The sequence below is a fragment of the Pleionea sediminis genome, from assembly GCF_007570825.1.
In the GTDB taxonomy this organism is placed as follows: domain Bacteria; phylum Pseudomonadota; class Gammaproteobacteria; order Enterobacterales; family Kangiellaceae; genus Pleionea; species Pleionea sediminis.
In genome coordinates this window covers 77,192-91,831 of the sequence record NZ_SUNB01000002.1, presented here as the reverse complement: position 1 = coordinate 91,831, position 14,640 = coordinate 77,192, and the positions used below count along the sequence as shown (strand labels likewise).

General features: G+C 39.8%; 16 protein-coding genes. All 16 read left to right on the top strand.

Annotation, left to right across the window (positions count from 1 at the left end):
• Positions 1-18 precede the first annotated feature (18 nt).
• The 16 genes from FAX86_RS10280 (at position 19) to sctS (ending at position 14,640) form a co-directional block, all read left to right on the top strand.
• On the top strand, positions 19-519 hold the full coding sequence (locus FAX86_RS10280) for a SycD/LcrH family type III secretion system chaperone (RefSeq protein WP_144393330.1): 501 nt from the start codon (positions 19-21) through the stop codon (positions 517-519).
• Positions 519-1,910, top strand: a complete 1,392-nt coding sequence (gene sctE / locus FAX86_RS10275; protein WP_144393329.1) for a type III secretion system translocon subunit SseC family protein — start codon at positions 519-521, stop codon at positions 1,908-1,910. The genes FAX86_RS10280 and sctE overlap by 1 nt, the downstream gene beginning before the upstream one ends.
• Before the next feature lie 65 nt (positions 1,911-1,975).
• The gene (locus FAX86_RS10270; RefSeq protein ID WP_144393328.1) at positions 1,976-2,716 is read left to right on the top strand and encodes a hypothetical protein; all 741 of its coding nucleotides are present in this window, start codon (positions 1,976-1,978) and stop codon (positions 2,714-2,716) included.
• Between the two features lie 119 nt (positions 2,717-2,835).
• Positions 2,836-3,732 (top strand): helix-turn-helix transcriptional regulator, encoded by an 897-nt coding sequence (locus tag FAX86_RS10265; protein WP_144393327.1) that lies wholly within the window; start codon positions 2,836-2,838, stop codon positions 3,730-3,732.
• On the top strand, positions 3,732-4,436 hold the full coding sequence (locus FAX86_RS10260) for a hypothetical protein (protein ID WP_144393326.1): 705 nt from the start codon (positions 3,732-3,734) through the stop codon (positions 4,434-4,436). Before FAX86_RS10265 ends, FAX86_RS10260 begins: the two co-directional genes overlap by 1 nt.
• 123 nt (positions 4,437-4,559) lie before the next feature.
• Entirely contained in the window at positions 4,560-5,678 is a 1,119-nt protein-coding gene (locus tag FAX86_RS10255; protein ID WP_144393325.1) for a TyeA family type III secretion system gatekeeper subunit, read from the top strand.
• The gene (locus tag FAX86_RS10250) at positions 5,671-6,048 is read left to right on the top strand and encodes a hypothetical protein (protein WP_144393324.1); all 378 of its coding nucleotides are present in this window, start codon (positions 5,671-5,673) and stop codon (positions 6,046-6,048) included. Before FAX86_RS10255 ends, FAX86_RS10250 begins: the two co-directional genes overlap by 8 nt.
• Positions 6,049-6,134: 86 nt before the next feature.
• Positions 6,135-6,539: a type III secretion apparatus assembly protein SctX gene (gene sctX, locus FAX86_RS10245; protein ID WP_144393323.1), complete on the top strand. Its 405-nt coding sequence runs from the start codon at positions 6,135-6,137 to the stop codon at positions 6,537-6,539.
• Positions 6,540-6,572: 33 nt separating this feature from the next.
• Positions 6,573-6,923: a hypothetical protein gene (locus tag FAX86_RS10240; RefSeq protein ID WP_144393322.1), complete on the top strand. Its 351-nt coding sequence runs from the start codon at positions 6,573-6,575 to the stop codon at positions 6,921-6,923.
• Entirely contained in the window at positions 6,901-9,021 is a 2,121-nt protein-coding gene (sctV, locus tag FAX86_RS10235; protein ID WP_164503537.1) for a type III secretion system export apparatus subunit SctV, read from the top strand. The genes FAX86_RS10240 and sctV overlap by 23 nt, the downstream gene beginning before the upstream one ends.
• Positions 9,022-9,029: 8 nt before the next feature.
• Positions 9,030-10,430 (top strand): type III secretion system ATPase SctN, encoded by a 1,401-nt coding sequence (gene sctN / locus FAX86_RS10230; RefSeq protein WP_281286406.1) that lies wholly within the window; start codon positions 9,030-9,032, stop codon positions 10,428-10,430.
• Between the two features lie 213 nt (positions 10,431-10,643).
• Positions 10,644-11,123, top strand: a complete 480-nt coding sequence (gene sctO, locus FAX86_RS10225; protein ID WP_144393320.1) for a type III secretion system stalk subunit SctO — start codon at positions 10,644-10,646, stop codon at positions 11,121-11,123.
• Entirely contained in the window at positions 11,120-12,679 is a 1,560-nt protein-coding gene (locus FAX86_RS10220; RefSeq protein ID WP_144393319.1) for a hypothetical protein, read from the top strand. The genes sctO and FAX86_RS10220 overlap by 4 nt, the downstream gene beginning before the upstream one ends.
• Positions 12,676-13,713 (top strand): FliM/FliN family flagellar motor switch protein, encoded by a 1,038-nt coding sequence (locus FAX86_RS10215; protein WP_144393318.1) that lies wholly within the window; start codon positions 12,676-12,678, stop codon positions 13,711-13,713. Before FAX86_RS10220 ends, FAX86_RS10215 begins: the two co-directional genes overlap by 4 nt.
• Entirely contained in the window at positions 13,703-14,365 is a 663-nt protein-coding gene (sctR, locus tag FAX86_RS10210; protein ID WP_144393317.1) for a type III secretion system export apparatus subunit SctR, read from the top strand. Before FAX86_RS10215 ends, sctR begins: the two co-directional genes overlap by 11 nt.
• A gap of 14 nt (positions 14,366-14,379) precedes the next feature.
• On the top strand, positions 14,380-14,640 hold the full coding sequence (gene sctS / locus FAX86_RS10205; protein WP_144393316.1) for a type III secretion system export apparatus subunit SctS: 261 nt from the start codon (positions 14,380-14,382) through the stop codon (positions 14,638-14,640).

The window sequence follows — 14,640 nt, the reverse complement described above, 5'->3', positions numbered from 1 at the left end:
AACTAAGGAAATAAAAATATGGTCAGTTTATTTGACCTGCCTACTGAAATTAAAAGCGAGTGGCATAACTATTTAAATTCTGGTGGAAGTTTAAGTGATGTATTAGGACTTGATGAAGAACAACTAGAGTCGTTTTATACACTGGCGTACCAAATGTATGAGGCCGGCAATTTGTTAGACGCAAAGAAGCTTTTTCAGTTTTTATGTATGGCTGAGCATATGTCAAGTAAGTACTTTATTGGACTTGGTGCCGTGCAAAAAGCATTAGGTGATTTTCGCTCGGCGGGTGAAGCATTTAGTTACGCTCTTGTTGTTGATCCGAAAAAAAATGATGCTATTTATTTTGCGGCTGAGTGCCAGTACGAACTAGGTCAATTAAAAGAAGCTGCTAACGGATATAAATATTATTTAGCAATGTGTAAAGAATCAAACGATTTTGGTCAGTGGCACAAACAAGCTCAAGACCGAATAATTCAATTGAATAATAAGTTATCGAGTATTAAAGAGGTTACAGAATAATGATTGACTTAAGTACTCGCACTGTTGAGGCGTCTAACTATACTTCGCAAGATATACAGACTTTATTCGATGAAACGAAGGAAATTATTACTCGTCAACGTGAAATTTTGCGTAAAGGGAAAAATGACAACCTCGACAACCTGAAAAACACAGGTAGTTTTATTCCCTTGGAAAAGCCAAAGTTTGAGGAGCGTGGTCGATTAAATGAAGTATTGATTATTGCTTTAACCAACTTATCCGAAAATATGGAAGCTTTTGCTGAAAGTATTGAACAGCAACTTGGCACCAAGCGAAAAGCAATGAAAGCATTACTCGAACGAAAACTAAGAGAGTCTAATGAAGTTGAGCAACGTCGACGAGAAGCTTACGAAGCACAACAAGCATTAAAAGAACGGCAAGAAAAAAGTAAGTTTGGTCGAGCGTTGGGATTTATTTTTCCAGCGGTTACAGCAATCGGTGGAGCAATTACTTTAGCCGCTGGTGTATTGACCTGTCAGCCTGCGCTTATCGCGGGTGGAGCGGCATTGGTTGCCAGCGGAGCCTGTGAAATTGCAGCCGAAGTAATCAACATGACCGGTGGTGATGCTCAACTTGAATCAACGCTACGGAATGCTTCGACTGGATTACTCGTAGCCGGCATTGTTTTATCTTCTTATGGCGCCGGAACTGCCGCAGCTGGCGCTGCTGCGGGAGCAAAGAAAGGTGCACAAGAAGCGACAGAACAAGTTGCAAAAAAAGGGTTAATGGGAACCTTAAAAAATGGTGCCAATAAACTTTATCGTGAAACGACCGAGCAGGCTTTTAAAAGTGCAAAATCAATTGATCATCATCTCTCAAATACAGCTCGTTACTTATATAAAAAACTATTTACGAGCTCCAGTAGTCAGCAAGTCAGTCGAGAAATGACAGAGAGCTCGGTGAAAAGAGCGATGAATCAACTACAAAAAGACCCTGAGTTTTTGAAAAAATCAATAGCAGAGCAAGCCGCCGCTGTAGGTAAACGGAGAGCTGATGATGCGGCTGAAGCGACTTTGAAGCAATCGAAGATCGACAAAGTGGATCACATTATGAAGTTGAATCGTTCCTACTTTGGTAAAGCTGCGATAGTGACAGCTTCAGCCAATCAAAGTTATCAGGGCTATTTAAATACGGTAAGAGCGGATGATCACAAACAAGTGGCGGAACTGCAAAAGCAAATAATGGAACTCGAAGCAGAACTGAAAAGTACGATATCGAAGCAAGAATTTATTAATAAGCTGATTGAACTATTACAGGAGTTTATGGTTAATGCGATTGTTCAGCCAGTTAATAACTTAATGAACATAGTTAATCAAATTATTCAAGATAATGGTTCAACCTCTCGAAGAATAGCACAAACTACGATCGCATAGATTGGAGTTGAGTTATCTGTGAATGTCGCATAATGAAAACGAAACAATAAAAAGGCGAAATCGAAATGACAGAATCAATCACGTCCATTAATAGTGGCACAATCCAAAAAAATACATCGATAGAGTCTAGTGACGAAGCTAATTCGGCGAATAAAGTCTTCAATTCTGATGGTTTAACTGATGAAGGAAAGGTCGTAGATGTTCAAGATCCTTATGACTTAACGGCAGCAACTAAAGTGAATCAATCATTACCCGATCCAGAAAAAGCAGTCGATGAGTTTTTGGCATCTTTCGCGAAAAAAAGTCCTTTGTATGAATTAGTCGAACATTTAAATCAATCAATGAGGCAGTTGTTACGGGAAGTTCAGGAGACGGAAGTTGAGATTCGGATTAATAAATATGTCTCTCAGTTAGAAACGGCCATTAAAAAACACGAGCATACCATCGAATATGCACAAAAAATTAAAGAAGCAAAAGATAAGGCTGCAGATGAATTGCGCAATTTGGGGATCACTCAGATGGCCATGGGAATTTTGAGTTCCGATATGTTGTTTGGCAAAGGCATTGAAAGCTTTATGCATTCAAAAGCTCAATACTTAACAAATGAAGCAGAGAAAATGCAGATGGATCATGAAGCTATGAATGCTTTATTTGATGGGATTGCGGGATTTCTTGAAAAGGAAGGAAGCTTAGCTAACTCGCAGTTTAGTGCGTTAGAGAGCATCTATCATAATATCGCTTCACTCGTGGATGGAATGCACCGTGAGCAATCATCAGCTTATGAAGCTATGGCAAGAACAGTTTAGACAAGAGGCATTTAGATAACCGATAGGGGTCGGATATTTAAATAAAGGTTTTGAAAGGCCAATTTATAGTAATAAAACTAGTTGGCGTAATTAATAATTTTTTTGGGGATAAATAAGTTATGAGCGCTGTGAACCTCATGCTGGATCCTGGTGAGTTGACACAAGGTGTTGCTATAGAGCGACATCAATGTGGAAATTTATTTCACTCAACGCATTTTACGTTACATACCAACACTGAAGTCGATATCGATGTCACGTCTCCATTGACTTTACTATTAATTGAGAACGGTAGTATTACCGTATCATTCGAGTCGGGTAATCGAATTCTTGAAGTTGGACAAAGCCTGCTGTTACATGAAGCAGGAACTTTGGTCGTGAAAAATAATCATCGACAATCAGCTTCCATCAATCGAATAACGTTTTCTTTCGATATGATCTCTCGGTTTAATGAACGTTATGGTTCTGTGGTGTCGCGATACAGCAAGAATAAAGAAGCCTTGGCTTATATTTTAGCGCAGAAGAATGACCTAATCGTCTTTCCTGAATGCGATCTTACGCGAATGGCATTTCATACGCTCAATGTGTTTAGTGCTTATGAAGATAATGCCCTTTATGCGTTGAAACTCGAAGAGTTGCTATTGCTTAAATTGACCGGGGGAAAAGGGCATTTATTGGCTTTTATTTTACTAGGAGCCTGTGACCCAGCGAAAGAGCGATTTCGTAAGTTTGTTGAGCAAAATGTATTAAATGATTGGTCTTTAGCGCAATACGCGAAAGAATATGGATTGAGTTTGACTGCATTTAAGCTGACATTCTTAAAAGTATTTGGTGGGACGTCACCCAAAGCCTGGATTAATGATAAGCGGTTGCGTCATGCGGATATTCAATTACGTACGACACAGAAAAAAATAATTGATATTGCGATTGAAGCTGGCTTTTCCAGCCAATCCTATTTCACACAGTCTTATAAGGCGAAATACGGTTGTTCACCATCAGAGGCGAGAAGTCAGAGATAATGCGAAGAATAATTTTGTTGTATAAGTCACTACTAGCCATAGCTTTTTTGATGATTTCCAGTTGTGCGTCGTTTGATAAACCTTACGAAAAACTCGCTCCAACACTTAGGATTGGAGTATTGGCACAAGATGAGCGCGCAAGTCAAGTTGTTGAAAAAGTTTTTGCATCACCCCAGAATCAATTTCTAACGCCGTCACATTTGGTTTCGACGGATAGTGAATCATTATTCCACGGACTGTCTTCCGGAACGTTGGATGTGGTTATTGGACTGCCTTTATCGAATGTTCAGAAAAGGCATGTCAATGTTGTTGAAACCTACGATCGTTTGTTAATGCATTTCTTGATTTGGTCAAAGGAGCAAGGAACAATAATTCCATTGAGCAAAGGCCAACCGATTCAAGAGATTGCTTCCATTGGATTTGTCTCAGAAGGTGAAGGAAGCGATATAAATCGTTGGATAACGTCGCAACATGTTAATCGTTATCTATTTGTTGGATGTGGATCAGTATCAAGTTGTACTGAAGCCCTCAAGAATAATCGTATTGGTGCTTTGTATGGAAAAGCCGAAACTTTCGGGATGAAGTTTAATCGGTTTGGAACACAGAATGACCGTTATGAGATGAGCATTCTGATTAATCGACGTTCACTGACGTCAGAAGAAGAAAGTATTTTGAAGGCTGAAATTCGCCAGCAAACACTCTAATAAGTCGTATTTTTAATACTGTTTTTAAAAAGCTGTAATTGATAATTTGATTATCATTTTTTAAAAGTCCCGGTTCTGAATGTTTATATCATCATTAGTACGATAAATTATCTTAGCGTACTAGTGGTGATTCAAGTTAATCCTTTTGCTGCAGATACGGTAAACTCCGCGTCTTCAGTGCAATCCTCAGCCCAATCCGCCAAAGGTGAAGCGCAGCTTTCAACGCCTGCACAATCGATCCTTCAGCAGGCTCAGTCTGCATTTGAAGAACTCGGCTTTTCGTTAGCTTCCCTGAGACGTCGTAAATCCAAAGAAGTGAAAGGCGGAAGTGAGTTAAATGAATCACGGAACCATGTACTAAGAAAACTTGCAGAAGCGGCATTCGATAATGGGAAATTGGCGGAAATCGAGGGTTGCTTGCATCATCTTCGTCAGGAAAAGGAAATCGGAGGCTATTTAACGGATTGGCTCAAAGGGTTTTCAAAAGATAAAACACAGCAATATATTGCTCTTTTGTGGATGCGACAGGAGTTAGGCCAGCAAGGAGACGCTGTTTCTAAACAGAGCGTACAGCATAAAATAGATGAGTTGCTCGCTGATTACGAGAACAGTCACGAAGTTATTATTGGTACTAATGCTTATCGAATGATCGCGGAAAGCCAGTTAAGCTCGTTGGACAAAACTGAAGCTCGTGAGACTTTTGAATCCAGTGATTCTATTAAGCTAACCAATCTTTCTGACCTGTGGACAAGTCTGTCGGAGTTGTACGGTGAAGAAGGATTAGTCGATGGCATAAAACCATCGATGATGAAATTATCGGCAGAGTATCATGCTGGAGGCCGTGGAATTGAAAAGGCTTATTTGGTAGGCCTTATGAAAGGGATGAGTCTAATGAAAACGCTGATGGCCGTTTACGATCAATGTTTGGAGATCGCGAGCGTTTTAGAAAAGGCACAATCCGAATCAACGTTAAAGCGAGATAGATTAATTAACACGCTCTGTCAAAAAGTGATCTCTTTGCAGATGGCGCAATGGGTCGATAAAAAAGTTGTTAATCAGATTGCTCAAGAATTAGGCATGAACGAAGACGCTTCTAAGGCTGTTTTAGGGGTGCAATTAAAACGAATTTATTCTTTGTTGCCTGAGCATATTTATTCGGATCCTAATCAGCGACAACAGTGTATAACGCTTTTGTCTAATTACGCCGATGTTTCTGCTCGTCGGGAGGCTGATAATGCCTGATTGGGTTTTACAAGAAGTCGCTCTGTTTTTACGAGACATTGGTATTACTTTAACGACGCATCACTTGTCGTCGAATGTTATTGCGGTAACTATTGAAGGTGAACATCAGTTTGAGTTGAGCTATGACCCTCAATCAGAACAAATGTCTGCAGTAATGATGTGTCAGATATTGCCAGTGGAGGAGCAGACATTAGCTATTTGTGGTATTAACTTTGAACAACGAATTGAGCCAATGAAGATTTCTGCTCATCTGTTTCAAGGAAAACCGGTTTTTCGCAAGTTTATTGAACGGCATGATATTTCATTTACGCATATTAATTTAGTTTATGACAGAATGAATCGTCTTAAAGGACACTTGGTCAGCCTATAACAAAGCACGTTTAACCCAGCGTCAATAATAATGATAATTGGTCGATTGTATATGAACATGCGAGCATTAAGAATTGGGGGAAGGAAATGACGAACTTAATACCATCAGGTATTTCACGAGATTCAGATTTCCAATTTGGCTTGAGTCAAATTTCACATTTTGAATCTATCGATACGCCTGAGTATCATGCGCCATTACAGAATCGTCTATTGTTTAATGGCGAAGTGCAACGCTCTCGATTGTCTCAGATATTTGAGCGTGATAAAGGCGAACAATTAGTCAATAAAGTGTGCTGTCCTGATCAGTCGGATTATCGAAAGTTAATGGATGCAAAATCCGATCATCAGGCAGTTGAGGTTTTAACTTGGTTGGAGTCTCTCAAAGAATCGGTTCCTGACGATTTAAAAACATCGGCGAAAAGTATTTTGGAAGAGTTAGCTAGCTTGGCTGTTCAGCAAAGAGTACAAAAAAATTTATTAGTCTCGGCTTGAGTCGTCATCTAAAGAAAGGATTTGATTAGAATAATGCGTGAGTGGTTATTGATGCAAGCCCAATTGCAGCAGGAGTATGCGCAGCCTCAAAAAGCAATTACCTTGTTAGAGTTGGTAGAGTCGGTATTTGGTGAGTCAATCACTAGCGGTTTAATGCTTTGTCAGGCGTGGACCAAAACCGGCGAATTAATAAAACTTGAAGATAAAGTTGATCTGTTATTAGCAAAAGGGGAGTTGACCTGTGAACAGCGTGCGGCAGTTTATTATTGTTTGAGTCAAGCTCGTTGGAAAGCTGACGATAAAGTCGGAGCTCGACGAGCTCATAAGTTGTATCTCTCATTGATTCAAAGTTTGGAAAGTAATGATGAAAAATCTATTAGCTAATTTAAGTCAGCGATCGGATCTTGCGTTAGCTGTTTTATTGATAGCTATTATATTTATGATGGTCTTACCATTACCAACGGAAATGGTTGATGGACTTATAGCCTTTAACTTTGCAATTGCGGTCTTGCTGTTAATGTTATCGGTCTATATGAAGTCTGCTTTAGAGTTTTCCGCTTTTCCCGCGATCTTATTATTAAGCACTTTGTTTCGGTTAGCGCTGTCAGTAACGACAACCCGGCTCATACTCATGGATGGTGATGCTGGCGAAATAATTACCACGTTTGGCAATTTTGTAGTTGGCGGAAACCTTGTTGTCGGAATGATTATATTTCTGATAATTACGATTGTTCAATTTTTAGTAATTACCAAAGGTGCAGAACGAGTCGCTGAGGTGAGTGCACGCTTTTCACTGGATGCTTTACCCGGAAAACAAATGAGTATTGACGGTGATATGCGTGCGGGTGTGCTTGACATTGAAGAAGCTCGAGATAAGCGTGAATCTTTGAATAAAGAAAGTCAGCTTTTTGGCTCCATGGATGGGGCAATGAAATTCGTCAAAGGGGATGCCATTGCCGGTTTGATTATTATCATTATCAATATATTTGGCGGTATATTAATTGGTGTCGCACAATTAGATATGTCAACGGGTGAAGCGTTAGAGGTTTATTCTATTCTGACCATTGGCGATGGATTAATTGCTCAAATTCCAGCGCTTTTCATTTCAATTACCGCAGGAATGATTGTTACGCGGGTGAGTTCGAATGCGGATGATGATGAAAAAGATACTCACCTTGGAAATGACATCGGTAGTCAAATAACTGCTCATCCAAAAGCCATGTATGTGTCATCGGCTTTACTTGCTGGTTTCGCGATCATCCCAGGATTTCCTACAATCGTATTTATTTTCTTGTCATTATTGTTAGGCGTTAGCGGATTTTGGTTGAGTCGAAAAGCCCGAAAGAGTAGCGAGAGTTCACAGTCACTTCCCGAAATTTTGGCCAAGAATAGTGGGTCAGCTGCGGCAGCTTCTAAAGAGTCAAAGAAAGCATCGGCTCGACAAGCTGCGCAAGGGTCGGATGATTTTTCATTAACGATTCCATTATTAGTTGATGTTGCGACTGGGTTAGAGACGGTTTTAGATGCAACTGAATTAAACGCCGCGTTGGCTCAGGTACGAAAGGCTTTATATCTTGACTTGGGCGTTCCTTTTCCCGGCGTTCATTTACGGTTCAATGATAATTTAAAAGAATCGGAATATTGTATTCTTCATCAGGAAATCCCGGTATCGACTGGAAAATTATTAGCCGGATGTGTACTGGTTACAGAAACGGTGGAAGCATTAGAGCTGGCGGAAATTGAATTTACCGAAGAAGACCCCTTTTTACCTGGTACAAAGAGTATTTGGGTTGCCAAAGAATATCTGCATAAACTAGAGGACAACAATCTTTCTTATATGACATTGGATAGAGTTGTTACTTATCATTTGGCGTTTGTTCTACGACGGTACGCTGAAGAATTTATCGGAATTCAAGAAAGTCGATATTTACTCGATAAAGTTGAACCGCATTTTGGTGAATTGGTAAAAGAAGCCCAACGAGTAATTCCTATTCAGCGTATTTCAGAAGTATTTCAAAGATTGGTGTCTGAAGAAGTTTCAATTCGCAATCTAAGAGTGATTCTTGAATCCCTAGTAGAATGGGGACAAAAAGAGAAAGACGTTGTGCAATTAACCGAATATGTACGCGGCGGATTAAAGCGACAAATTTGTTTTAAATATTCTTCTGGAAGTACTGTTTTACCAACTTATTTACTCGAGCAAGGGCTCGAAGAAGAAATTCGTGGCGCGATTCGACAGACTTCGGCGGGATATTATTTAGCTCTTGATCCTGGTATTGCAAAGAAAATGGTCGATCGCATTATGGAGCTTGTTGGTGATTTAAAATTAATGGAAAGACGTCCTGTTTTGCTGGTCGCTATGGATATTCGTCGTTACGTTCGTAAACTGATTGAGTCCGACGTTTACGATTTACCCGTTCTATCTTTTCAAGAATTGACCAAGGACATTAATGTTCAGGCGATCGGACGAATTAGTATTTAGGTGACGTGATGAGTATTGATTATAAACAAGTATTAAGTCAGGTAAATCAATCACTCGATGAATCAATGGTACAGCTTGAGGAGGACTGGGAAAATTCTCACCATCGTATTAATAAATTGATTGCAGAGCAGCCTCATTGCCAAAAGTACGGTAATGTAATAAAAGTCTCGGGTACGATCATTCATGCTACGATCGGAAATGTGAAAGTCGGGGAAATTTGTGAATTGAAATCGCCGAGTGGGGAAGTTTATTGTTTATCGGAAGTGGTCGGGCTGGATGGCTCACAAGTTTTACTTTCTCCTTTGGGGCCGGTACATGGCTTGTCGAATAAAACCATGGTTGTTCCAACTGGGCGGCCTCATTTAATCGATGTCGGTGATCATCTTTTGGGCTCGGTTGTGGATGGGCTAGGAAACATAGTGGATCACGGAAGTGAACCAAACACAACACGACAATCTGTCGAGCAAGTGCCGGTAACCAATGCATCTCCTGATCCATTAACCCGTAAACTCGTCGATCGACCAATCTCTCTTGGAATCAAAGCGATTGATGGTATGTTGACGTGTGGTGAAGGTCAGCGAATGGGTATTTTTGCTGCGGCAGGTGGTGGCAAGAGTACACTTCTGGGAATGATGGTAAGAAACGCATCTGCTGATGTTGTTGTCATTGCGCTTATTGGTGAGCGTGGTCGAGAAGTAAGAGAGTTTTTAGACCATGATCTGGGTGAGGAAGGCCGGAAAAAATCGTGTGTTGTTGTTGCGACGTCCGATAAAACGTCTATGGAGAGAGCAAAAGCTCCCTTAGTGGCAACTTCAATTGCTGAGTATTTTCGAGATCAAGGAAAGAAAGTCTTGTTATTAATGGATTCTGTAACGCGATATGCGCGGGCATTGCGTGAGATCGGATTGGCTGCCGGTGAGCCACCAACTCGACGTGGTTTTCCGCCTTCCGTTTTCGCCGCGCTTCCACAATTAATGGAGCGAGCTGGGCAGTCGGATAAAAGTTCTATTACGGCATTTTATACCGTATTAGTTGAAGGCGACGATATGACCGAGCCGGTCGCCGATGAAACTCGGTCCATTCTTGATGGTCATATTATTTTATCAAGAGATCTTGCTTCTGCAGCACATTATCCTGCGATTGATATTTTGGCCAGTGTGAGTCGTGTGATGGGACAGGTCTCCGAGAAACACCATTCGCAAGCGGCGAATCAAATTCGATCATGGATGGCAAAATATAAAGAAATAGAGTTGCTGGTTCGTATTGGTGAGTATGAAAAAGGGAATGATCCTGAGGCAGATAAAGCCAAAGAGAAAATTGATCAAATAAATGCCTTTTTGAAACAAGGTACTCATGATGTTGAAGCGTTTGAGCAGACATTGAGCCAACTCGTATCGATTACTCAATAATTGATGTGAAAATTCTAAAAATTTAAGACCAAATCTACAAAGGGGCTGCCTAAATTCTGGGTAGACTTCAAACTATCTCTTTAATCGTGCTGTTTGGACGAATAAGTTCAATCTGGTTGTCTTAAATACTCGGAAGTGTTTAGAAGCCAAGTTTGGAAAATTTGCCAAATTTTTTATGTATGTCTATGAGTCATTAATTGAGGTCGCTTTAGATTGAAATCGATTGCTATTATTTTTGATCTGAAAAAACGCCAAAGGGAACAGGCTCAAATTGAACTTCAAAGGGCGACTGAAGCGCTTAAAAATGCACAACTTAAATTGACTCAAGCAGAAGAAAGTCTCGTACAGTTTGAAGCTTGGAAAACTCATGAATTGCAGCAAAAATTCGAAGAGCTGGCTCAGCAGCTAGCCTCTCAGAAAGAGGTGAATGAATACCGAAAGTCTATTGGCGATATACAAAATCAGTGGGCAGACAAAAAGACATTCTTAAGACAATGTGAAATAGAACATTACGAATGCCAGAAACAACGAGAGTTGTGTACAAAGCGCTTAAACCGAGCAGAGAAAGAAGTCGAAAAGTATCAAATAGTTTCGGATGAGTTTAAACGAATAGAGAACATTGAATCTGAAAGGCAGAGTGATGAAGTACTCGATGAATTCGTTCTCTCACAATCGAGCTTACAAAAGATATGAAGATAATACCTAATGCAGTGACTAACAGTGAAACCAAAGAAATTAATGAAAAGACTTCAAGGGCGACTGGTAGTGGCTTAAAAACTGAGCGAAATGACTTTTCATCCAAAAGTGAGCAGCAAAGTGAATTATTAGTTCAATTAATGCAACTAATAGAAGAGCCAAGTTCAAATAAAACTAGGTTGACCGAACAGAATTCTATTCCGGAAAATCTTAGTTCAATGTCAAGTAATGAAAACCCAAGAAATATTAATCACTCGGGGCGTGATGAGGCTTTACAGATGACATGGAGAGGGGGTGCTTTGGAAAGAAGTAACCTTGAATCCAGATCAAGGGATTCAGAAATAGCTCCGTCAATCTATGTTCACCCTTCATCAATTGAGAACCTAACGTTCGAAAACGAGCTATATGATATCGCTCACTCTCGAGTTGAAAAAAGTGAGAAAAAACGTGAAGGAGAATTTCTATCAACCCCGGATAAAAAAGACGTAAGTTATAGAAAGATGTCAGAGTTGAGTGATAGGTTAGTGACTTCTGAAGTTTCTTTCAAACAAATAGAGCTGGATATTCGTGGGTCGAAATCCTTAGAGAGTCAGTCAATACTTGATAGAAAAAGTAGTGGAGATTTTGATGATCGTCAGACTCATGTAAGCCCAAAAAGTAATCGTACTCCTATTGAAAATAATCAAAGAGAATTACCTTTGTTAAAGCCTTTCTCTTTTATGTCGGATAAAAGCCGAGCAGATGATAGTCGAACTGTAGTCGGTGAAAATCCGATAAGTCATCAAGGTATTTCTGATAAAGGTGAACAGTTGAAAGATATTCGTTCTCAAGAAAATGAACGAATAAAAATTTCGGAAAAACCGAACATTCAAGCGAGTGTGTTTTCCCGAGTAATAGAAGAACGAGAGTTAGGACAACGAGTAATAACGAGAAATGGAGTAGAAAAGCATGATAGTAGACCTTTATCGTTAAATAACAGTCGACTCGACAGTCCATATGCCGAAGACTCAAAAGCTCATACTCAACCGAAGATATTAGACGTGTTCGATAATGCCCATGAGTCTGAGGTTCGTATTGTTTTAAGTGTGTATGAGAATCTTGTTCAAAAGGTGTCAGATTTACTTGCGGAACAAAACAGCAAACTAACGAAGAGTAACAATCCTCAAAGTTCAGAAAAAACGACGGGACAAGTAAACGCCTCGTGGACTGTTAATACGGAAGGAGCTTCGAAAGAACCTTCAAAGGTCGCCGTCGATATTAAAACTTTCGACGGTCAACGAATACATGTGCAACTGGAGAATAATCAGTTGCTAGTCGACTTTCAAGCGAGAACGACAGTTGCTGCCTTTCAAGATAATGAGCTTGCCCAACTTGAGCATCTGTTAGAGAAGCGGTTTCCCTCGTTGAAGGTATCGTGTCAACTCATTCAGGATGGCGAAGTAGTGAGTAAGCATGCTGAAGCTAACGAAAAACAGCGAGAAAAAGACGATGAAGATCAGCAAGGAAAGAAGCGTTATCCCTTTGAATATTATTTAGATGAAGAGCTGTTATGATTCCTGATTGTTTACCCACGATTTCTGCGAACGAGCAGATATTGTCTAATTTTATATGTCGAAAGCGGCAGCCTCAGCAATTAGAGATTGAAAATCACCGCTACTCTTTAGACGGACTAAAAGAACAGTCGAATGAGTGTAAAGTCGATTGGTTGATAGAGATAGATGTTAAGGGAGAGCCTATTGAGCTCGGCTTTTCCAACCAATCGCTGCAATATTTGTTGTTCCCATGGATTAATTTAAACTCACCCAAAGATTTACCTCTCGCTTTAGTTGAGGCTGCGTTGGATATTCTACTTGAGGCGGTTGCTGATAATTTAAAAGCTTCAGGTTCTATCAAGTTGGAAAGACTCATATCAAAAATACATACACTGAAAGTCGAAACATCTTCATTTGATTTTTTGGTCGAGATGACTTGTGATGATAAAAAGCTAGAGTTTATTGTTATCAACGCTAGTAACTCTGTATTAAAACTTCTAGATAATGCAATTCCGTTAACGAATCATAGTCTAAGTCTTTATTTATCCACTTTTTTTGAAGTCTCACGAAAGAAAATGTTGCTGCCTGACCTTAGATGTCTAGAAAGAGGTGATGTTATTTTATTATCAGACGCTGCATCAGAACTAAGTCAGTTAAATGTACTTTTAGCTCAGCAGTATATTGGTGTTTCGGTTCTGAATGATAGTCAATATGTATTTAAGCCCCGGAGAAAGCTTGTGAATTCAAAAAGTGATATCAATGAAAATTTAGAAGAAAATACAGAGATAACTAGCGAACATTTGCCTAATACAGACTCTAAAGAACTGAATCTGCAAGATGTTGAGATGGACATCAGTTTCCGCATTGCTGGTAACAAGGAGGCATTGTCGGAGTTGAGTTCTTGGGGAGATGGCATGATCATCAGTCTGCCAGAGCTTGCCGAAGAAAAAATAGAGATTTTTGCTAATCAACAAAAAATCGGCCAAGGAGAGCTGGTACAAGTTAATAATAAACTGGGCGTGAAAGTCGTTAGGTGGAGTGGTGATGGACGTTAATCTTCTTGACGGTGGTTTCGATAATATTTCATTAATCCTGGCGCTGGGAGCTTTAGCGCTTATTCCTTTTTTAGCGGTAATGGGAACATCATTTGTTAAAATTGTCATTGTATTTTCGTTATTAAGGAATGCTCTCGGAATACAACAAATACCTCCCAATATGGCTTTGTATGGTGTGGCTTTAATCTTGACTCTGTATATCATGGCGCCTGTTGGGTTTGATATACAAACATTTGTTGAAGAAAATCCAGAGCTAACTGAGAGTACGGACAAGTATGGCGAGTTATTTTCTGGTGCTTCAGAGCCTTATATTGAGTTCTTGAAAAAAAATACGACGGACGCTGAAAAGTCCTTTTTTATAGATACTGCGATGATTATCTGGCCTGAAAAATACAAGGATAAAGTCAAAAACGATAGTTTGTTAATTTTGCTGCCTGCATTTACCGTGAGTCAGGTGACGGAGGCATTTAAAATAGGATTTCTAATCTATTTACCATTTCTAATTATTGATCTTATCGTTTCGAATATTCTGCTTGCGATGGGTATGATGATGGTTTCTCCTATGACGATATCGTTACCTTTTAAGCTATTGTTGTTTGTCTTACTCGATGGTTGGACAACGCTCACCCACAGTCTTGTGATTACCTATTAAGGACGGCTTCGTTTATGTCAGAAGTTGAACTATTAAAACTAGCAGAAGAAGCGATAATTCTAGTCTTAAAGCTGTCTCTTCCTTCTATTATTGCAGCATCTTTGGTCGGTACTTTAGTAAGTCTATTTCAGGCATTAACTCAGGTACAAGAGCAAACATTATCTTTCGTTGTAAAGCTGGTTACGATTATTATTTGTCTCGTCGTAACGGGAAGTTGGATGGGCGCTGAACTATTACAGTTTAGTCAACGTGTATTCGACTTGATTGCTCAATAG